We start from the raw sequence: 20,608 nt of genomic DNA on the forward strand, positions 1-20,608 counted from the left end.
ACGTGGTCGGCAGCGACGAGACCCACCAGCACGTCCTGGCACGCCTCGCCGACCGGGAGAGCGAGTTGCGCGCCCTGGCACCCCAGGTACTGGTCTCCCGCTCTGGCTCTGCCGTGACCGCCGAGGCCCTGAAGGCTGCGGCGACGGCCCGGCTGCTCGTCCTGGGTCGCCGGGTCCGGCGGATGCCGCTCGGAGCCCAGCTCGGTCCGGTGGCGCACGCTGCGATCCATCACGTCGGTTGTCCGGTCGTGATCGTCCCGCACCGCTGTCGTGCCCGTCCGGCGACCCGATCCGGTCCGAACGGCCCACCTCCGCGCGGAAGTGCCGGAGCGAGAATGGAGTCGACGAAAGGTGGAAACCATGCACACCGTGATCGTGTACGAGAGCATGTACGGCAACACCCGGGAGATCGCCGAGGCGATCGCCGAGGGTGTCCATCAGGCCGACCCCGGAGCGGCCGTGGACTGCCTCCCGGTTGCCGAGGCCGACGTCGGGCTCATGCGGTCGGCGGACCTGCTGGTGGTCGGCGGCCCGACCCACATGCACGGCATGTCCTCCGGACTCAGCCGCCGGATGGCCGCCACGGCCGAGGCGCACAAGGAGGGCCACGAGGAGGCCGCCGCCGAAGCGCGGGAGACCGTCGAGGGTCCGGGCCTACGCGCCTGGTTCCACGACCTTCCGAAGACCGAACCCGGCACACACGCCGCCGCGTTCGACACCCGGGTCGACATGCCCCGGGCCGGCGGCGCGGCCAACGGCATCGCCCACCGGCTCTCCCACCACCACTACGACGTGGTCGCCGAACCCGAGGGCTTCATCGTCGAGGACAACGACGGCCCGCTGCGCGCCGGCGAACTCGACCGCGCCCGCACCTGGGGCGCGAACCTCGTCTGACGTCCGATCGGGCTCCGGCGGGCTCCGCTCCAGCCCGGGGCTGGTCAGCAGGGCCCGGCATGACGGTCCTCCGCCAGTCCTCGCTGTCCCGGATTGGCGAGCACGTTCGGGTATCCCGTCTGCCCGGCCTGCCGTACGGCGTCGACTCGCGGTCGTCCGGGGCATCCGGGCCGGAGGAGTGCGGCGGCCACAGCAGGGCGCCGGCCGCACGGGCCCTCCGGGACCGCTGCGCGTGCCGCAGGTGCGGCCTCGTGGATCACCCTGGCCCGGGCGGCGTACCGGCGATCGCGCGAGACTGGTCGAGGGGCGGAGGACTGGGAGTGGACGAGGACTGGGAGTGGACGGGATGTCTGACGGCGGAGGCGGCGGTTGCCCGCATTGGTCGGCGAGCTGGCCGGTCTGGTCCGGCTGGCGCACACCGCCCTGCACGGTGCGACGTCCGTCCTCACGGACCCGGCCGACGGCGGGGACGGGATCCCGGGTGCTGAGAACGCGATCAGGCCCTCCAGCAGGGCTTCGAAGACGCCGGCGTCCCTCCACTGCCGGAAGCGGTTGGAGACGGTCGACCAGGCGCCGAACTCCTATGGCATCTCCCGCCACTGCCCGCCTGTCTTGAATCGCCAGATCACGCCCTCGAACTGCTGCCGCAGCCGCTCCGGGTACGGGCCGTACTCGCCGATCGGCAGGTATGGCTCGATGTACTCCCACTCCGCATCCGTAAGTTGCGCTCGCGTCACGCAAGATGGTTGATGTGTGTCGTTGACTGACGCGCAGTGGGCGCGGCTCGAGCCGCTGCTGCCGGAACGAACACCCAAGCGAGGTCGGCGGTGGCGTGATCATCGGCAGGTTATCGACGCGATCGCATTCAAGTACCGCACTGGGACTGCGTGGACCGACCTGCCAGGACGGTTCGGATCCTGGAAGGGGGTCTATAACTGGCTACGGACCTGGGCGCGCACGGCGTCATGGCGCATCCGCGGCCGGCGGCCGTCCGGCAGTACCGTGACGGCTGCGAGGTGGATGTGGTGCACGACGTGCTGGACCGCGACCCACCGCTACCCCGGCTCGCCCTGCGGTGCCAGGCCGGTGTTCCGGCGATCACCCGGGGCGCCGGCTGCCCGCCAGGATGAACCGCCAGACCCGGGCTCTACGTTCTTTCTGGTAGTGGTCAACAGAGATGAGACGTACGGAAAGTGGTGCGCATGACCCAGCTGGAGCGGAACTGCCCAGCGGCCCTGCTGCTGCTCGGGGGGGCCGGTCACGGACACCGCCGCCGTGCTCGCCGCGGCCCGCGGCCTGCACGCCTGGGACCCGCGGCGGCCGGCGGTCGGACAGCTGCTGGAACACCTGCTGGACCACGGCGACGACGCCCGGGCCAGGTCTCCGCACCAGGGCCGGAACCAGCTCGCACCGTTCGACGACTCGAACGTCATCCCCATCCCGACGGCCCGCATCGAACGCCGACAAGCCGTCACCGGCCTCATCAACGAGTACCACCGAGCAAGCTGACCATCCGACAAACCCCCGGCTCACAGCCGGTGAAGCCATTTTGAAGCACTACGGGCCACTCGGCCTGGATGATCTTGCAGTGTTAGGATTTTCAGGTCGGAGTAACTCGCCACAGGCTCCGATGCACGCTCGTTAGACATGAACGGAGAGTGTCGTGCCGAAAACCCACACTACTCCGGCGGGAGAATTTTCGCCGACGTTATTGTCAATATCTTTGACCGGTCCTCACGGCGTCGGATCGATTTGCCCTTCCTGGCCGGAAGCCCAGCTGATACGCGAACCCCACGAGGTCCGTTCGAGCGATGACGTCCTTTTGTTTTACGGACCCGGCATGACCCAGGAGGTGAGGCGGTTCTCGATCGAGTCGGACGTCGAGCTGCCGCCTGTCACGACTGTGGGCTCCGCTTACGGTCCCGTCCCAGCCGGGCCGTACGGAACGGACGAGTGCCATGGGTAATGACCAGAACGGCTGCGAAGTGTCCCAGCCGGTCGGCGACTGCGTTCTCAGCTCGGTCCAGGTCAGGATCCTGGAGGGCATTGCGGCCGGCTTCTCCAGCGGGCGACTTTCTAGAGAGTTATACCTCAGTTCGAAGACCATCGACTATCACGTCCGCGTCATGTCCGACAAGCTGCAGGCGCCGAATCGTGTCGCGTTGGTTTCGAGGGCGTTCGTCCTCCAGATTCTGCGAACAGATTCATGGCCCCCGCGCATTGCGTATGAAGCTGTGGATTAATGCCCGGCGGTTCGCGAGATCGTGATCCGCACGTTCTGCACGAACTGCATTTTGTTTCATGTTTCCCGGACGTTTACTTTATCTCGCTCCTTCTGGTCAGGTCGGAGGTCAGACGCTGACCGGCCACGAGTGCGCGGGCCAAGCCGTGACCTGGCTCGGCGATCTGCTGCAGCGTGGCGTCGATGTCGGCCGTGGACGTGGTGGTCACGACTGCACCGGCACCGGCGCGACGCCGCCAACCGGCACCTCGCGCCCACCATGATCTGGCGGGGGGTCCGCCGCGTGGCCACCGAGAGGGGGACCTCGTCCTTGCGTGGCAAGGGCATTCCCAAATCGATGGTCGTCAATGTTCCTCCCCTGAATGAACCGGCCAGGTGCCGGGGTCGTCGATGTCTGCTGACGCCGGTGCGGCGTCGAGGCCGGTCAGCAGCCCCACCACGACCCTGGTGATGTTCTGCGCGGTCAGCCCGCAGGCGGCGAGCACCTCGGCCCTGGTGCCGTGGCTGAGGAACCGCCTCGGGATGCCGAACTCGCGCAGCGGGGTGTGCACGTCGGCGTCCCGCAGCGCCTGCGCGATCGCGGAACCGACACCACCCGCGCGGCTGTTGTCCTCGACCGTGATCGCGAGCCGGTGGCGGCGGGCCAGGTCGGCCAGCGCGGGGTTGACCGGGGTGACCCATCTCGGGTCCACCACCGTCACCCCGATGCCCTGTGCCCGCCCACCGTCGGCGACGGTGAGCGCGAGCCCGGCCAGCGCACCTACCGCGATGATCAGCACGTCCAGCCGGCCGGAACGGCGCAGCACGTCAATCCCGTTGAACGTGGCGGTGGCGGGCAGGTCCTCACCGGCGGGGCCTTTGGGGAACCGCAGCAGTGTCGGACCTTCGTGCCACGCCACCGCCTCAGCCAGCAGTTCGGCCAGCCTGGTGCCGTCCCGCGGCGCCGCGATCCGCAGCCCCGGCACCACCTGCAGCACCGACAGGTCCCACATGCCGTTGTGGCTCGGCCCGTCGTCGCCGGTCACCCCGGACCGGTCGAGGACGAACGTCACCGGGCGGCGGTGCAGCGCGACGTCCATGAGCAGTTGGTCGAGCGCGCGGTTGACGAACGTGGAGTAGATGGCCACCACCGGGTGCACACCGCCCATGGACAACCCGGCGGCCATCGTGACCGCGTGCTGCTCGGCGATGCCGACGTCGATCACCCGGTGCGGAAACCTGCGCTGCAGCGGCAGGAGCCCGGTCGGCTCGGTCATCGCGGCCGTGATCGCCACGAGGTCGTCGCGCTGCTCGGCCAGTTCGACCAGCTTCTCGCCGAACACCGACGTGAACGACGGGGGCGATACCTTCAGTGCCTGCCCGGTGTACGGGTCCATCGGTTTGACGGCGTGGCCGAGATCGAGGTCATTGGTCTCGGTGTGCCGGTATCCCTTGCCCTTGGCGGTGATCACGTGCACCACCACCGGCCGGCCCAGTGCGACCGCGCGGCGCAGGGAGTCCTGGACGGCGGGGAGGTCGTGACCGTCGACGGGGCCGAGGTAACCGAGCCCGAGTTGTTCGAACACGCCCGGCCCGCGCCCGGCGCGCAGGTCGGCCAGGTGCTCGGCCAGCCCGCCGACGGTCGGCGCGTAGGAGCGTCGGTTGTCGTTGAGCACGATGACGAGCGGCCGCTCCGGCCCGCCCGCGATGTTGTTGAGCGCCTCCCAGGCCATGCCGCCGGTCATCGCGCCGTCGCCGATGATCGCGACGGTCGCCCGGTCGCGTCGGCCGAGGTGGGCGTCCGCCCTGGCCAGCCCGTCCGCGTAGGACAGTGCGGTGGACGCGTGCGAGTTCTCCACCAGGTCGTGCTCGGACTCCTCCCGGCTCGGGTAGCCGGAGAGCCCGCCCGACTTACGCAGCCGGTCGAACCCGGCCTGGCGGCCCGTGAGGATCTTGTGCACGTAGGACTGGTGCCCGGTGTCCCACAGCAGCCGGTCCCGCGGGGACTCGAACACCGTGTGCAACGCGATGGTCAGCTCGACCACACCCAGGTTGGGCCCGAGGTGTCCCCCGGTCGCGGAGACCCGCTCGATCAGGAACGCGCGGATCTCCCCGGCGAGGTCGCGCAGCTCCCCGGCGGTCAACTCACGCAGCCGCGCCGGGTCGCGCACGGTTTCCAGCAGCGCCATGTCGAACAGTGCTCCTCACCGGGCGTGGTGGGCGGCCGCGGCCGCCCACTCGGTCAGTTCGGGCCGACTGCCCGGCGCGATGCCGGTTCGGCCGACGATCGGTCCCGACCGGTCACGGCGCGTCCGCCACTCCGGTCAGCCGCGTGGGCGGGAAGAACACGATGTCCTCGGTCGCCACCCGTTCCACGGACGTGTCCGCGTAACCCAGTTCGGCGAGCCGGTCGAGCAGCTGGTCGACGAGGATCTCCGGCGCGCTCGCCCCGGCGCTCACGCCGACCGTGCTCACGCCGGCCAGCCACGTGGGGTCGAAGTGCGTCACGTCCGGCACCAGTTCAGCCCTGCCGCCGAGCCTGCGCGCCACCTCGACCATCCGGATCGAGTTGCTGGAGTTGGTCGAACCGACCACCAGCACCAGGTCGCAGCGGTCCACGATGGCCCGGATGCCGTCCTGGCGGTTCTGGCTGGCGTAACAGATGTCGTCGGTGGCGGGCCCGCGCAGGTCGATGAACCTGCGCTGGAGCACGGCGATGATGTCCCTGGTCTCGTCCACCGAGAGCGTGGTCTGGGTGAGGTAGGCGACTGCTGCGTCGGAGGGAAGGTCCAGTGCCTCCGCGTCGGCAACCGTCTCGACGATGATCGTCTGGTCGGGAGCGTGCCCGTAAGTGCCCTCGACCTCCTCGTGGTCCGCATGCCCGACCAGCAGCAACGTCCGCCCGTCGCGGGCGAACCGGCGGGCCTCCTGGTGCACCTTGGCCACCAGGGGGCAGGTCGCGTCGAGCACGTCCAGCCCGCGTGCCTCCGCGTTCTGCCGCACCTGCGGGGAGACGCCGTGCGCGGAGAAGACACACACCGCGCCCTCCGGTACCTCCTGCTCGGAATCGACGAACCGGACTCCCCGGCGCTGGAACTCGCGCACCACGTAGTGGTTGTGCACGATCTCCTTGCGGACGTAGATCGGCGCGCCGTGCTGTTCCAGCGCGAGGTCGATGATGGCTATCGCCCGGCGTACACCGGCACACAAACTCCGTGGCTCGGCCAGCAGGACCCGCTTACCGTCACTCATCCCACTCCGTTCCGTGCCATGACGTTTGCATTGAAACGCCTGGCCTGCGTTGCCGAACAGGGCATCCACGCCGGTCGGTAGAAACCGGGCCCTTCTGGGGAAGTCTTGTCTGCCGTTTGGTGCCGGCTTAATAGCCGGACTCGAAGTACGGCCTTGGGTGCCGCCCAGCAGCTACCAATCTGCACAGTACTCCAATCCAGTCCTCACACCGTCTCCGTTTGGGGTTTTTCCTAAAGTCGAAGCTGCTCACGCCGCGTCGTTGACACGACCGGGACCGTCCTCCAGGATGGCATCCAATAGCCGCCGCTCAATTTTGGGCGACTCAGGATTCCGGATCGTGAGAGCGGCCCTGCATTTCGAACGAGGCGCCGCTCGTGCCGCAAGCCACGGAATCCGGTCCGGCGATCCTCGTTAAACCACGTATCCTCGCCAAAATTCATGACGCGCGCAGCGCAACGACCGAAGCAGGCCATTCGCCAACGTCGTCGGCATCAGAGCTCTGGAGGAGTGACCGTGTCAAATCTGCTGGATGAACTTTCGAGTTCCCCTCAGGCAGCGCTGGAGCCTCAGGACGAGGTAAGAATCGTTGGCCAGTACTACGACGACAAAACAGCCAGGCTTGTCCGCAAATACGGGCCCGGCCCCAGGATTCACTACCACGTGGGTCACTACCCTTCGGCTGAAACGCCGCTGCATCCCGACGATGTGACGCCGGATGCCATTCGCCGCAGCATCCGGGACCACCAAGAGGGTCTGCTGCGGTACGCGGCCAAGATCTGGGGCGCTGAACACCGGCTGTCGGGGCGAATCCTGGACGTCGGCTGCGGTCTCGGCGGGGGCTCGCTCTTCTGGGCGCGGGAGTACGGCGCCGACGTCACGGCGGTCACCAATGCGCCGGAACACGCGCCGATCGTCAACAAGTTCGCGCGGGAATGCGGCGTGGACGAGCGGGTCCGAACCCTGGTCTGTGATGCGATGCATCTCCCCCTGGACGGCCCCTATGACGCAGCAGTAGCGATCGAGAGCAGCGGATACTTCAACCGTCCGCAGTGGTTCGAGCGTCTGGCGCAGGTGCTTCGTCCGGGCGCGAGTGTGTGCATCGAGGAAGTGTTCATTACACGCCCTCACGGGGCCGATGTGTGGGCCGAATACTTCTACACGAAGCCGGCCACGGTGCTCGACTACGCAGAAGCCGCGCAGGCTGCGGGCTTCGAACTGGTCGATGAGGTCGACGCCACGTCAGAGACCCTGCCGTTCTGGGAGGAGAGTGTCGCCTGGACGAAGGCGGTACTGGACACCGACAGCAGCCTCTCTGCAGTTGACCGCAGGAACCTGAGGATATCTCTGCTGGCGAACCAGGCGCTCTGCGCTGAATGGCAAGCAGGAGGCATGCAGCTGGGCTTCTTGCGCTTCGAGCGTAAGTGAGCGCGAAGAGTAGCAGACAGCCGGTTTGTTGACCTGGCAGCACTGGTTACCAGTGGTTGTCAGTAGATCACGCAGGCGCTGGGCTGGGGTTCCCCAGCCCAGCGCAGCGGGTTTCCGCCCGCCTTTCGATGTGACTGCCGCCTAGGTGTCGCCAACCATCTCCTCGACGCGTTCCCCGGCTCGTGGCTCGCGGTCGACCCGCAGGATCTGCGGTGGCGTACCAACACGATCATTCGCGGGCTCACCGCCGGTACGGCTGAACCGCCGCCGACTTCCCGCCACCTTCACGACGATACGGAGTTCCTCATGACGCTCGGACAGTCTCCCGCTCACAGCGACGTCCGCAACGTGTACGACGGGTTCGGTCGGATCTACGGTTCCGTCTGGGGCCCCAATATCCACTACGGCTACTGGGAGAACGAGGCCGACGACAGCTCCGTCGAGGTGGCCACGGACCGCCTGACCGACCTGATGATCTCTGGTCTCGCCGCACAGGCCGGCCAGCGGGTCCTGGACATCGGCTGCGGCATCGGCTACCCCGCGCAGCGGCTCGTCCGCACTTGTGACGTGAACGTGGTGGGCATCACCGTCAGCCACATCCAGGTGGAGGAGGCCACGGAACTCGCCGCCGAGGCCGGGCTCGCCGACCGGGCCACGTTCCAGTTCGCGGACGCGATGGACATGCCCTTCCCCGACGGCTCGTTCGACGCGGCCTGGGCGTTCGAGTCGATGTGGCACATGCCCGACCGGGCCCAGGTGCTCTCCGAGGCCGCCCGCGTGCTGCGCCCCGGCGGCCGCCTCGCCATCGCCGACGTCATCCAGCGCGACCCGATCAGCCCTGAGGGACGCGTGGTCCTGGACCACATCTCCGAGAACTACGCGGTGCGCTCCCTGGGCACTGTGGACGAATACCGGGTGGCGTTGGCCGCCCACGGTTTCGTCGACGTGGAGATCCGTGACATCACCGACAACGTCATCCGTACCCTCGGGCTCATGGCCGACGCCTTTGATACTGTCCGCGACAAGCTGGCCGACCTGGTCGGCGAGGAGCACGCCGAGTCGCTCATCCACAACGTGCGCAGGTTCGGGGCCATCCCGGAGAGCGGCTACCTCTTCCTGACCGCGGTCCGCGCCTGACCGCGGGCGCCGTCCCCGGTTCTCAGCTCGGCGTCTCATGGCGCAAGGCTGGGGTCGAGGTACTTCCTGACGCTTCCTGAACAGGGCCCTCCGGCGGTTGAGCGAGATGTCTGACGTCTCAACTCGACGTCCGGAGGGCCTCGTTGTTTGTCCATCCTGCATCACCGGACCTGCCGCACGGCCCATCAGCAGTCCGACAAGCCGAAACGGCCCGCCAGTTCAACTGACGGGCCGTCACGCCGTGCTGGGGCTAGCCGGCATCCGGATCTGTGGAACCCAGGGTCCTCACCGCAGGGGTCAGCGTGTCGTCCAGATCCCCGACGACCGCCCGGATGCCCGTCCTCACTGCCGTACCCGCAACTCGGTCAACGCCCGAAGCGGAAACACCGGCCGGTGATGTGGCGGCTGCCCTGGCGCCAGGGTCAGACCCGGCATCCTGGTGGCGATGGCCTCTACCGCGATCTCCAGTTCCGCGCGGGCGAATCCGGCTCCGAGGCAGAAATGGATGCCGTGCCCGAACGCGAGATGCGTGGCAGACCGGCTGTCCGGACTGAACGCGGCCGGACATGCGCGAGAGCGGCTGTCCCGGCCGGCCGCTCCGTACAGCAGAAGCAGCCGACTCCCCGCGGCCAGGTGGACGCCACCGACCACTACGTCACGGACCGCGGTCCGGTACATGCCCGCCAGCGGGCTGTCGAACCGCAGCCCCTCCTCGACGAGGTCCCGTACGGCGATCGTCCCGTCGACGACCTCGGCCCAGCCGCCGGGTGACTGAAGCTGCTGGTAGAGGATCGTGCCGAGCGCCTCGGCACAGGTCATGTGTCCCGCGAAGATCAGGGTGGGGACCTGGACGGAAACCTCGTCAGCGGTGAGCGTGCGGCCCGCCTTGCCGTCGTGGAGCAGCTCACTGATCAGGTCGTCCTGCGGTGCGGCCAGCCGCTCCTGCACGAGTGAACGGGCGAACGCTCCGAAGTCCATCAGCCCGCGGGCGAATTCACGCAGCCGCTCAGGATCGGCGTTGCTCTGCGACATCATGAGCTCGATGCGCTGCTCGGACCACGTGCGGCAGCGGTCGTAGTAATCCTCCGGGACCCCGAGGCGCCGGCAGATCACCTCGAGGGCGTACGGAACGGCGAACGCCGAGATGAAGTCGAACTCCGTCAAGACCGCGGCACGCTCGACGAGGTCGGTGGCGATCGCACGGATCGTGGGTTCGAACGCTCTGACCCTGGCCGGCGTGAACCCGGCGTTGAGCACTTCCCTGACCCTGGCGTGCTCGGGCGGGTCGAGTGAGCCGACGGCCACCGCATCAGCGCCGCGCCAGGTGCGGAACATCCGACTCACGTCCTCGGGCAGTGCGGCCGCGGGACGAGGGTTGTGGTCACGCGCCGAGAAGCTTTGGTCGTCCCGCAGCACGGCAACCATGTCCTCGCGCCGGGTGACGCACCACGCGCCGAGCAAAGGGGCGTAGAACACCGGTTCCGTCTCTCCGATGTCGGCCAGAAATGAATACGGGTCGTCGCGATGTGCGCCGTACGGGTCGAACGACCTGACTTCATGCAATTGCTCAGAATCAACTGGCATAGCCATTCAGCCTCTCAAGCTTTCAGTGAACCATTCCCGGCAATGATCAGTGACGTCGTGTGATACTGCTCGGCCCGCAGGGGCGACCCAGGGTCGCAACGTCCGCCCGTCGCGGGCGAACCGGCGGGCCCCCTGGTGCACCTCGGCCACCAGGGGGGCAGGTCGAGCACGTCCAGCGCGCGCCGTGCTGTTCCAACGCGAGGTCGATGACGGCTATCGCCAGGCGTACACCGGCACAGAAACCGAGCCCTTCTCAGGAAGTCTTGTCTGCCGTTTGGTGCCGGCTTAATAGCCGGACTCGAAGTACGGCCTCGGGTGCCGCCCAGCAGCTACCAATCTGCACAGTACTCCAATCCAGTCCCCACACCGTCTCCGTTTGGGGTTTTTCCTAAAGTCGAAGCTGCCCACGCCGCGTCGTTGACACGACGGGAGAGGTCGTTCAGGATGACAGGCGGAACGATCACGCAAATTCCGGTGCATCACTCCGGGTCCGGATTGCGCGTAGCTGCGGGAGCTGCCTACGCATTGACCTGTAGTGAGATCGGGTGATCATGAGCTTTGCGCAATCATTCGTCCATCCAGCGCAGTGATTTCCAGTGGTGCAATTCGCGAACGCCATGCGCGTAGGCTCTGACCACGAATTGGGAAGGCGCGCGACCGAAGGAGAATCCCGATCAGCGCACTCGACACCTCGTCGACCGGGCTCCAAGCCTTCCTGTCGCCGAAGATGGTGCAATCCACGGTACTGCCCGTTATGCGGCAGCAGACTTCCGCACTGCAGCCGATCCTGGCCCGGATCTGCTCCTACCACCTCGGCTTCATCGACGAACACGGTGACCCCAGCGGTGCGGAGGGCGGCAAGCTGACCCGCGCCGCCCTCATGATGGCGGCGGCTGATGGCGTCGGCCTACGGCCGGAGGACGTGCGGTGCCAGGCGGCAGCACTGGAGTTGCTGCACAACTCGACCCTGATCCACGACGACATCATCGACGCGGACGAGCTGCGTCGCGGCCGCCCGGCCGCGTGGAAGGTGTTCGGCACCAGTCTGGCCATCCTGGCCGGGGACGCGTTGCAGGCTCTTGGGCTGCAGATGGTCGTCGCCGACCCCGGCCCCGGCCGTGCGGAAATCTCCAGCCTGTTCGCCGAAGCCCTCGGTCTGGTTCTCGCGGGCCAGGCTCGCGAGCTCACCGTCCGGCTGGGTCCGGGCACCGGCATCGCGGAGTACGACCGGATCGTGGAGGAGAAGACGTCCGCGCTGCTGGAGTGCGCGCTGGTGACGCCCGCATTGCGGGCGGGCAGACCGGAGCACGTCCTGACTGCCCTGCGCAGCGCGGGCCGGCATCTGGGCCTGGCTTTTCAGATCTTCAACGACGTCGAGGACATCTGGGGCGACCCCGCAGTGACCGGCAAGCCCGTCCGGAGCGACATCCTGCGGCGCAACCCTTCTTTTCCGGTGCTGGCGGCCTTGTCCACCGACAGCCCGGCCGGCGAACGCCTGCGCCAGCTGTGGCACGCCGACGGCAGCACGGCAGCGGACCTCCAGGAGATGGCCGACCTCGTCGAGGAATCCGGCAGCCGGCACACGGCCGAGCGGCTGTCCCGCAGCCATCTGGACTCGGCTCTGGAGCACCTCGGACGAGCCGAGCTGTCCCCGGCCGCGTCCGCCGAACTGACCGCCTTGTTCGACCGCATCGTCAATCGCACGCCATGACGTACATCGTGATCATCCTCGACAAGGTGGTCTGAACCTCGATTCCGGCGGAGGCCGTCAGTGAGTACCCCAGCTCAATTGCCTTTCGAGCAGACGAATGTGCTGCAACTCGCGCCAGGGCTGCGCACGCTCCGATCCCAGGGCGCGGTCCATCGGGTTCGTACTGCCGAGGGCGTCGAGGCGTGGCTGGTCACCGGTCATGCCCAGGTGGCGCAGCTGCTCGACGATGACCGGCTCAGCCGCTCCAATCCCGATCCGGAGGCCGCGGCGAAGGACAGCGGGTCGGCGTTCCTCGCCGGCCTGCTGGGCGACTTCGCCACCGACCACGCTCGGTTGCGTGCGCTACTGGAGCCGCACTTCTCACCCGAGCGGATGCTGGCGCTGCGGCCCCACGTCGAAGAACTGACCGGGCGGCTCCTGGACGAACTGGCCGGGCAGAAGTCACCGGTGGACCTGCGCCAGATGTTGGCGCTGCCGCTGCCGCTTCAGGTGATGTGCCAGTGGTTGGGCGTACCCCGGGAGGACAAGGACCGGTTCGGCAGCTGGATCCAGGACGCCGCCAACGTCGGGGACCCGGTCAGGTCCAAGCAGGGACTGGGCGAGTTGTTCGGCTACTGCGGGCAACTCGTCGCGGACAAACGGCAGAATCCCGGCGATGACGTGATCTCCCGGATCTGCGCGACCGAGGGGATCAGCGACAACGAGGTCCTCGGGCTGACGGCGTTGTTGCTGTTCGGTGGCTATGAGACCACGGTGGCCCGGATCGGCACCTGCGTGTCGCTGCTGCTGGCCAACCCCGAGCAGTGGCAGGCGTTGCTGGACGACCCGGGCCTCGTCCCCGGCGCGGTCGAGGAAACCCTGCGGATGTCGATGCCGAACCCGCACAACGGCGGCATGCCCCGTTATGCGCTGACGGACTTCGAGATCGACGGAGTCACCATCCGGGCCGGCGACTTCGTGCTGCTGAACATCATCGCGGCCAACCACGACGAGACGGCCTTCGCCGACCCCGGCCGGATCGATGTCGCTCGCAACACCGCGGACAGCCTCGTGTTCGGGCGCGGCGCCTACTCCTGCGTCGGCGCGATGCTGGCCCGGATGCAGCTGCAGGTGTTGCTCACCCAGCTCGTCGCGCGATTCCCCACCATGCGTCTGGCTGTCGGTGTAGAGGAGCTGGGGCTGCGCCACAACACGCTGATCGGCGGGTTGGTCCAGCTTCCGGTGACCTGGTGATTGGATCCTGATGCTGCACAAGATATCTACCGGCGTAGTCACGAAGAGCCCGGATTCAGTCCGCGCATATCTCCTGTTGATGCGACTGGACCGGCCTACGGGGTACGTGCTGTACCTGCTTCCAGGGCTGTGGGCCGTCGTCCTCGCCTCCGGGCGACGACCGGACCTGCTGGCGGTGGTGGTCGTCGCTGTCGCGGCGGTGCTGGTGCGCGGCGCGGCCTGCGCGGTCAACGACGTGGTCGACAGGGACGTCGACGCCCGGGTCGCCCGCACCGTGTCGCGTCCTGTCGCGTCGGGGACGATCAGCGTCGGGAACGCACTCCTGTTCGCCGCCGCACAGGCCGTGGTCGCACTGCTGGTCCTGGCGGTGGCGAACGTGGGGACAGCCCTGGTCGTCGGGGCCTCGTACCCGTTGATCGTCGCGTACCCCTTCATGAAGCGCATCTTCTTCTGGCCCTCGGCGTTCCTGGCGCTGGTGATGAGCGTCTACGTGCTGATCGGCTGGACGGCGGTGACCGGGAGCGCCGACTACCCGCTCGCGGTGTCCGGCCTGTACGCCGGCGGGGCCTTCTGGACCCTGATTCACGACACGATCTACTCCCATCAGGACAAGGAGTACGACCGGAACATCGGTGTCAGGTCTTCCGCCCTGCTGTTCGGCAAGGCCACCAAGGCGTGGCTGGCGATTTTCGTCGTGCTCAGCGTCGGCGGCGTGCTGTGGGCCGGTTCCCAGACGCCGATGGGGTGGGCGTTCTACCTGATCGTCGTGCTCGCGGGAATCTTCTTGTCCTATCTGGTCGTACGTGTGGACCTGGATGATCCGCAATCGTGCTGGGACACCTTCGTCGCCAACACGTACTTCGGCTGGATCGTTCTCGCGGCCGCGGTCGCCGGGCAGTTCACATGAAGGATGAGCTACGTATGACGGATTCGATGTGGCAGGGCAGTGGCGTCGACCTGGACGCCTACCTGACCCGCGTGGGCTACCAGGGCGACGTGGCTGCGGACCTCTCCACGCTGCGGGGTCTGCACGCCGCCCACGTCGACGCGATCGCCTTCGACAACCTCGACGCGGTGCTCGGGCGGCCGACGGTGCCGTTGGACCTGGACAGCGTCCAGGAGAAGATCGTGCGACAGGGCCGCGGCGGCTGGTGCCTGGAACAGGTCGTCCTGATGGCGGCGGTGCTGGACCGGATCGGCTTCACGTTCTCGGCGTTCGCGGGCAGGACACGGATCCGCACCGGGAACAAGTTCGGTCCGGCACTCCACGTAGCCCTGTGCGTGCAGCTCGACGACGAACGCTGGATCTTCGACGTGGGTTTCGGTGCATACGGGCCGCACGTCCCCATCCGCCTCGCCGAGAACTCGCGGCTGGACGGCGATTGGCCCTTCGACGTGGTGCGGGAACCGAGTGGTGAACACGTGCTGCGGTTCCTTCGACCTGAGGGTCCCGCAGAGCTCTACGGTTTCACCACCGACGCGCGCTATCCGTCGGACTTCGAGCTCCTCAACCATTTCTGCCTGACTCACCCGCGCTCGCCGTTCAACCACCGCATGGTCCTCCAGCGCACTCAGCCCGACGTGAGGCACCTCCTCGTCGGCAGCACTCTCACGGAGATACGTCCCGCAGAGCCGGCGACCTTCCGGGAACTCGACAAGGACGAGACGCTTTCCGCTCCCGAGGAGATCTTCGGGATCACCTTGGAACCGGGCGACGTCCAAACGCTCCGGAAGATCTTGGACGGCCCGTGATGCGTACCTTGCTGCTGGACAACTACGACTCGTACACCTTCAACCTGTACCAGTTGATCGCCGAGATCAACGGCCGGGAGCCCGTCGTCATGGTCAACGACGATCCGATGTTGTCCAGCCTGCGGCTGGAGGACTTCGACAACATCGTCGTCTCGCCCGGCCCTGGACGGCCGCAGAACCCGCGCGACGTCGGCCTCCTCGGCGACCTGCTGCGTCGCACCACGCTGCCCGTGCTGGGCGTCTGCCTCGGCCATCAGATGATCGCGCACCTGGCCGGAGCGTCGGTGGCCGCCGCGCCCGAACCGAGACACGGGTACCTCGCCAAGGTCTCCCACGAGGGAGATCCGCTGTTCGCCGGCATTCCGCGGGAATTCGTCGCGGTTCGCTACCACTCGCTGTGCGTGCAGGAGCCCCTGCCCGAGGAGCTCATCGCCACCGCGTGGGCAGACGACGGTGTACTCATGGCGCTGCGTCACCGCGATCTGCCGCAGTGGGGCGTGCAGTTCCACCCCGAGTCGATAGCTTCCCAGTACGGGCGTGAGATCCTGCGGAACTTCGCCGATCTGACCCGCCGGACGCAGCACAAACAACGGCCCTCCGTCACCGACACCGGAACGGACACGGACACCGGCACCGGCACCGGCACCGCACTGGCCGGCGAGACGCCCGGCGCGGTCGAGGAACTGGGAATCATCAGCACGGCCGTGCCGACCGCTGCCGATTCCGAGGCCATCTTTCTGAAGCTCTTCGACAACACCCCGTACTGCTTCTGGCTGGACAGCAGCCGGGTGGAGGAGGGCCTGTCCCGGTTCTCGTTCCTCGGCGACACGTCAGGTCCGCTCAGCGAGGTCCTGACCTACCGCACCGGCAGCGGGACAGTGGAAGTGCGCGACGCGAACGGCGTCGGCATCGTCACCGGCAGCGTGTTCGACGTCCTCGAACAGCGGCTGCGCGACCGGCGCATCCCCGACTCGGACCTGCCGTTCGACCTGACCGGCGGCTACGTCGGCTACTTCGGCTACGAACTCAAGGCCGAATGCGGGGCCACGGCCAGCCACACCGCCGAAACGCCGGACGCCATCTGGATGTTCGCCGATCGCGTCATCGCGGTCGACCACCAGGAGGGGCTGACCTACCTGGTGGCCGTCCACGACGAGAAGACCCGGCGTGACGCGCAGGAGTGGGTGGAACGGACGTCCGCGCTCCTGACGGGCCTGAACCCGGCCGATGTCGAGCCGCCGCGCGAACCCGCCGCCGGCCCGCCCCCGAATGCCGAGGAGTACCTCGGCCGCGGCCGGAGCCAGTACCTGGCGGACATCACGGAGTGCCAGCGGCAGCTGAACCGGGGCGAGAGCTACGAGATCTGCCTGACCAACAAGTTGCACATGCCGTTCCATGACGACGACACGTCCTTCTACCTGCGGCTGCGCCGGGCGAACCCGGCACCGTACGCCGCGCTCCTACGCCTGGGCGACGTCACGGTCTTCAGCTCCTCGCCGGAGCGGTTCCTGCGCATCGAGAGGGACCGCACGGTCACCAGCAAGCCGATCAAGGGCACGGCCCCGCGCGACGCCGACCCGGTGCGCGACGCCGAACTGGCCGCCGTCCTCGCCTCCAGCGCCAAGACTCAGGCCGAGAACCTGATGATCGTCGACCTGTTGCGCAACGACCTGGGCCGGGTGTGCGAGGTGGGCAGCATCGAGGTCGACCCGTACCTGGCCGTCGAGAGCTACGAGACCGTGCACCAACTGGTCTCCACCGTTCGCGGACGGCTCAGTGACGGGGTCAGCGCGATGGACTGCGCCCGGCAGTGCTTCCCGGGCGGGTCGATGACCGGAGCGCCGAAGCTGCGCACCATGGAGATCATCGACCGCTTGGAGACGGAGGCCCGGGGTGTCTACTCCGGCGCCCTCGGCTACTTCGGCCTCTCCGGCGGCACGGAACTGAACATCGTGATCCGCACCGCGGTCCGTGTCGGTGACCGGTTGACCATCGGAGCCGGCGGGGCGATAGTGCTCGACTCCGACCCGCACGAAGAGTACGAGGAGATGCTGCTCAAGGCGGCGGCGTCGCTCCGCGCCTGGCGTGCGCCGGCGGTGTCGGACGTGGGCGGCTCCCGACGATGAACACGGCAAAGAGCACGGCCACCGACCAGGGCGTCCGCCGGTGCTGGGACCCCGATGGCGGATGGTCGACGGCCGACGCCGCCGGGACGGTGCTGGTCATCGACTCCTGGCTCGTGGACGAGGGGCGGGTGCGGGGACTCGACCGGCACGCCGAACGCTTCGGTTCGGCCTGCGACCGGTTCGGCGGACCGGGAGCCGAACGGACGAACCGGTTCCTGCGGGCGGTCGCCGAGTCGCTGCCCGCGCAAGGCCGATGGTTTCCTCGCGTCGAACTCGTGGAGACCGGGTCGGGAACGCGGCTGCGGATGTGGCTGCGCCCCGCGCCACCGCGCACCGCGACCGTCCGGTTGTGGACCGCGGCGGGACCCGACCGCCGTCGACTGCCGGCCGTCAAGGGCGCCGACCTGGACCACCTGGCCTCCCTACGCGCTGCCGCGGCTGCGGCGGGAGCTGACGAGCCGGTGCTGGTATCGACGGAAGGGCATGTGGTCGAAGGGGCGTCCACGAGCATCGTCTGGTGGCGGGGCGACACGCTGTGCGGGCCACCACCCGGCCCCGGCCTGCTCCCCGGGATCACCCGCGCCCTGCTCGGCGAGCTCGCCGCCACGGCAGGGCACCAGGTCGTCACCGAGCAGGCCACCGCGTCGGATCTCGCCGGCGTCCCCGTCTGGACGCTGAACGCCCTGCACGGCATCCGGCCGGTCACCGAGGGGCTGGGCCGGTTCCAGGACACGGACGCCGCAGCGGCCGAGCGCTGGCAGTCGCGCCTGGCCGCGCTCGCCGTTGCGGCCGACGCCTCGCTGATTCCTGTGGTGAACCCATGAAGGAGGTTTCCCGATGACCTCGGCACGTGAAGAGCCCACGTACGAGCGCGACTTGCTGGTGCAGCTGACGCGCCGCTGGGGAAAGCGAGTGGCCGTCAAGAAGGACGAGCTCGACCTCGACGGTCACTTCGACACGGCGATGCCGGACTTCCCCGAACGCCTCGTCCCGGTGCTGGGACTGCCGGGTGCCGACCGGCTCGACCAGGACGCTCGCGAGCGCATCCTGTCCGCGGCGTGGATCTCCTACAACGCCAAGACCGCGGCCATCGAGGACGAGATCATCTTGCCGGCCTGCCGGTTGATGCTCCAGGAACGGATCCCCGTCCGCCACGACGACGTCGCCGTCGACGCGCTGCACCAGACGATCATCGATGAGCACTACCACATCCTGATGTGCCACAACGCCGTCGGCGTGACCCGCAGGCGGCGCGACCTGACGGACCTGCGGTTCGCGCCGGGCGCCTGGTCGGTCGTCCGGGAGCTGGAAGCCACCCGCGCCGGGCTGTCCGGGTTCGACCGCGACATCGTCGACATCGCGTTCTCCCTGGCCGCCGAGACGACGATCAACGGGTTCCTCTCCACACTCGGCACCGCCCAGGAGATCCAGCCGATGAACCGGATCACCACCGATCTGCACCGGCGGGACGAGAGCGGACACGCGGTGGTGTTCCGTGAGTTGTGCGGCTCGCTCTACCGGAACCTGGACGGCGCACTGCAGCGGACGTTCCGCGAAGCGCTCGTCGCCGGGCTGACCGCGTTCCGCTCCGCGGACCTGGACCCCTGGGTGACCGTGGCGGCCCAGGGCGGCTTCGAGATCGACACCGATCAGCTGAGCGAGTGGGCCGCCTCCCGTCCCGTGCCCGCGCGGGACACCGGACCGTTGCAGCTGCTGCTCGACGACCTGGGCATCAGCCACGATCTCGTCGAGATGGTCCACCCATGACCGCCCCGCACCGTTGAGCCGTGAGAAGCGGACGGAGATCATGTTGACCCCCACCGGCGAAGCCGCCGCGCACTGGCGCACACTTGTCGCCCATCAGCGGCCGGAGTGGCCTAGCCTGGCTGAGCTCGGCGACGTGATGGATCAGCTGGCAGCCGTGCTCCCGTTGGTCACGCCGCAGGAGTGCGACACGCTCACCGCTCGACTCGCCCAGGCGGCAGAGGGCAAAGCGTTCCTGCTGCAGGGTGGCGACTGCGCCGAACGCTTCGGCCGCCTCTCGACGCAGGCGATTCACAGCAAACTACGCCTCCTGCAGCAGATGGCCGTGATCCTGGCGTACGCGTCGGCGGTGCCGGTGGTCACGGTGGGCCGGATGGCCGGGCAGTACGCGAAGCCCCGATCCCGGCCGACCGAGACCGTCGACGGGCGCACGCTGCCGGTCTACCGGGGCGACGCGGTGAACGGCGTCGGCTTCAGCCAGGCCGAACGACGGCCGGACCCGTCCCGGCTGCTTCGGATGTACGACGCTTCGCGCTACACCCTGGACGCCATGCGCGCATTCGCCCGTGTCGGCACCGATCTACGCCAACTGCACGAGGAGAACCAGGACTTCGTCTCACGCTCGGCTGCCGGTGAACGCTACGGCGAACTCGCCGGTCGAATCGGCCGGGCACTGTCCTCCAAGGACGCGCGCGGCGGCGATCCGTCGCGCACCACGGAGTTGTTCGCCAGCCACGAGGGATTGCTGCTCGACTACGAGGCCGCGCTGACCCGTTACGAGCCGCGTTCCGGCCGAAGGTACGCGGGCAGCGGCCACATGCTGTGGATCGGCGACCGCACCAGACAGCTCGACGGCGCCCACGTCGCCTACTTCGCGACCATCGACAACCCGATCGCGGTGAAGCTGGGCCCTGCCACCACGCCCGAGCAGGCGCTTGCCCTGATCGACCGCCTCGACCCCGACCGGCGGCCGGGCCGGCTGACGTTCATCGTGCGCATGGGCGCACACCGCGTGCGGCACCTGCTGCCGGAACTCGTGGAGAAGGTCACGGCTTCCGGCGCGCCGGTGGTGTGGGTGTGCGATCCGATGCACGGCAACACCTTCAAGGCGCCCAGCGGGCACAAGACCAGGCGGTTCGACGACATCCTCGCCGAGGCCGCCGGCTTCTTCGAGGTGCACCAGGCGCTCGGCACCCACGCCGGCGGACTGCACGTGGAGCTGACCGGCGAGGACGTGACCGAGTGCGTCGGCGGCGGCGCCGATCTGGGTTTCGACGACCTGCACCGCAGGTACGAGTCGGCGTGCGACCCGCGCCTCAACGGAGGCCAGGCGCTTGACCTGGCCTTCCTGGTAGCCGAGATGTTCAACCCGGGAGCAACCGGCGTCGTGGCACCGGAGGCAGCGGTGAACGCCGCGGCCCAGGGCGCAAGTCACAGCAACTCTCCCGCCTAGTTCGCCGCGTGAAACCAGCAACATTTTCGAGTGCCCACGCTCTCGCGATCATGTAA

18 protein-coding genes and 2 pseudogenes are annotated in these 20,608 nt (G+C 68.2%); 15 read left to right on the forward strand and 5 right to left on the reverse strand.

Annotated elements, in window-relative coordinates; translation table 11 throughout:
* Positions 1 to 2: 2 nt before the first annotated feature.
* Both ACZ51D_RS01320 and ACZ51D_RS01325 read left to right on the forward strand, forming a co-directional pair.
* Positions 3 to 200: pseudogene (locus ACZ51D_RS01320) on the forward strand (hypothetical protein); the annotation flags it as partial.
* Positions 201 to 360: 160 nt separating this feature from the next.
* A complete protein-coding gene (locus tag ACZ51D_RS01325; protein WP_360501190.1) occupies positions 361 to 894 on the forward strand; it encodes a flavodoxin family protein in 534 nt (177 codons plus the stop codon).
* 482 nt (positions 895 to 1,376) lie between these two features.
* On the opposite strand, the pseudogene ACZ51D_RS01330 reads toward ACZ51D_RS01325, so the two are convergent.
* A pseudogene (locus ACZ51D_RS01330) lies at positions 1,377 to 1,631 on the reverse strand (transposase); the annotation flags it as partial.
* A 16-nt stretch (positions 1,632 to 1,647) separates the two neighbouring features.
* On the opposite strand from ACZ51D_RS01330, the gene ACZ51D_RS01335 reads away from it, so the two are divergent.
* From ACZ51D_RS01335 to ACZ51D_RS01345, 3 genes are all read left to right on the forward strand, one after another.
* Positions 1,648 to 2,100: a transposase gene (locus ACZ51D_RS01335; RefSeq protein WP_465660734.1), complete on the forward strand. Its 453-nt coding sequence runs from the start codon at positions 1,648 to 1,650 to the stop codon at positions 2,098 to 2,100.
* 69 nt (positions 2,101 to 2,169) lie between these two features.
* Positions 2,170 to 2,403, forward strand: a complete 234-nt coding sequence (locus ACZ51D_RS01340; protein ID WP_465614760.1) for a hypothetical protein — start codon at positions 2,170 to 2,172, stop codon at positions 2,401 to 2,403.
* Positions 2,404 to 2,852: 449 nt separating this feature from the next.
* The gene (locus ACZ51D_RS01345; RefSeq protein WP_360501464.1) at positions 2,853 to 3,137 is read left to right on the forward strand and encodes a LuxR C-terminal-related transcriptional regulator; all 285 of its coding nucleotides are present in this window, start codon (positions 2,853 to 2,855) and stop codon (positions 3,135 to 3,137) included.
* A 73-nt stretch (positions 3,138 to 3,210) separates the two neighbouring features.
* Here ACZ51D_RS01345 and ACZ51D_RS01350 read toward each other — a convergent pair whose 3' ends face one another.
* The 3 genes from ACZ51D_RS01350 to ispH form a co-directional block, all read right to left on the reverse strand.
* Complete coding sequence (locus ACZ51D_RS01350) at positions 3,211 to 3,345, reverse strand: hypothetical protein (RefSeq protein ID WP_396238565.1); 135 nt, start codon at positions 3,343 to 3,345, stop codon at positions 3,211 to 3,213.
* 135 nt (positions 3,346 to 3,480) lie between these two features.
* On the reverse strand, positions 3,481 to 5,304 hold the full coding sequence (locus tag ACZ51D_RS01355; protein ID WP_465660735.1) for a 1-deoxy-D-xylulose-5-phosphate synthase: 1,824 nt from the start codon (positions 5,302 to 5,304) through the stop codon (positions 3,481 to 3,483).
* Positions 5,305 to 5,416: 112 nt separating this feature from the next.
* Positions 5,417 to 6,367 carry a 4-hydroxy-3-methylbut-2-enyl diphosphate reductase gene (gene ispH, locus ACZ51D_RS01360; protein WP_360263009.1) on the reverse strand — a complete coding sequence of 317 codons (951 nt, stop codon included), beginning with the start codon at positions 6,365 to 6,367 and terminating at the stop codon, positions 5,417 to 5,419.
* 513 nt (positions 6,368 to 6,880) lie between these two features.
* Here ispH and ACZ51D_RS01365 point away from each other — a divergent pair.
* Together ACZ51D_RS01365 and ACZ51D_RS01370 are read left to right on the forward strand one after the other, a co-directional pair.
* The gene (locus tag ACZ51D_RS01365; protein ID WP_465614758.1) at positions 6,881 to 7,792 is read left to right on the forward strand and encodes an SAM-dependent methyltransferase; all 912 of its coding nucleotides are present in this window, start codon (positions 6,881 to 6,883) and stop codon (positions 7,790 to 7,792) included.
* A 306-nt stretch (positions 7,793 to 8,098) separates the two neighbouring features.
* Entirely contained in the window at positions 8,099 to 8,929 is an 831-nt protein-coding gene (locus ACZ51D_RS01370; protein ID WP_465614757.1) for a methyltransferase domain-containing protein, read from the forward strand.
* Positions 8,930 to 9,271: 342 nt separating this feature from the next.
* On the opposite strand, the gene ACZ51D_RS01375 is transcribed toward ACZ51D_RS01370, so the two are convergent.
* Positions 9,272 to 10,492 carry a cytochrome P450 gene (locus ACZ51D_RS01375; protein ID WP_465614756.1) on the reverse strand — a complete coding sequence of 407 codons (1,221 nt, stop codon included), beginning with the start codon at positions 10,490 to 10,492 and terminating at the stop codon, positions 9,272 to 9,274.
* Between the two features lie 775 nt (positions 10,493 to 11,267).
* Here ACZ51D_RS01375 and ACZ51D_RS01380 point away from each other — a divergent pair.
* From ACZ51D_RS01380 to ACZ51D_RS01415, 8 genes are all read left to right on the forward strand, one after another.
* The gene (locus tag ACZ51D_RS01380; RefSeq protein ID WP_465614755.1) at positions 11,268 to 12,224 is read left to right on the forward strand and encodes a polyprenyl synthetase family protein; all 957 of its coding nucleotides are present in this window, start codon (positions 11,268 to 11,270) and stop codon (positions 12,222 to 12,224) included.
* A 78-nt stretch (positions 12,225 to 12,302) separates the two neighbouring features.
* A complete protein-coding gene (locus ACZ51D_RS01385; RefSeq protein WP_465614754.1) occupies positions 12,303 to 13,457 on the forward strand; it encodes a cytochrome P450 in 1,155 nt (384 codons plus the stop codon).
* Between the two features lie 10 nt (positions 13,458 to 13,467).
* Positions 13,468 to 14,364, forward strand: a complete 897-nt coding sequence (locus ACZ51D_RS01390) for a UbiA family prenyltransferase (RefSeq protein WP_465614753.1) — start codon at positions 13,468 to 13,470, stop codon at positions 14,362 to 14,364.
* 14 nt (positions 14,365 to 14,378) lie between these two features.
* Entirely contained in the window at positions 14,379 to 15,209 is an 831-nt protein-coding gene (locus tag ACZ51D_RS01395) for an arylamine N-acetyltransferase family protein (protein ID WP_360263029.1), read from the forward strand.
* Entirely contained in the window at positions 15,209 to 17,335 is a 2,127-nt protein-coding gene (gene pabB, locus ACZ51D_RS01400) for an aminodeoxychorismate synthase component I (RefSeq protein ID WP_465614752.1), read from the forward strand. The genes ACZ51D_RS01395 and pabB overlap by 1 nt, the downstream gene beginning before the upstream one ends.
* Complete coding sequence (locus ACZ51D_RS01405; protein WP_360263034.1) at positions 17,332 to 18,159, forward strand: aminotransferase class IV; 828 nt, start codon at positions 17,332 to 17,334, stop codon at positions 18,157 to 18,159. The genes pabB and ACZ51D_RS01405 overlap by 4 nt, the downstream gene beginning before the upstream one ends.
* Before the next feature lie 13 nt (positions 18,160 to 18,172).
* Positions 18,173 to 19,102 (forward strand): AurF N-oxygenase family protein, encoded by a 930-nt coding sequence (locus ACZ51D_RS01410; RefSeq protein ID WP_465614751.1) that lies wholly within the window; start codon positions 18,173 to 18,175, stop codon positions 19,100 to 19,102.
* Between the two features lie 40 nt (positions 19,103 to 19,142).
* A complete protein-coding gene (locus tag ACZ51D_RS01415) occupies positions 19,143 to 20,552 on the forward strand; it encodes a class II 3-deoxy-7-phosphoheptulonate synthase (protein WP_465614750.1) in 1,410 nt (469 codons plus the stop codon).
* Positions 20,553 to 20,608 lie beyond the last annotated feature (56 nt).

Source organism: Kitasatospora sp. NPDC033851 (assembly GCF_055576085.1).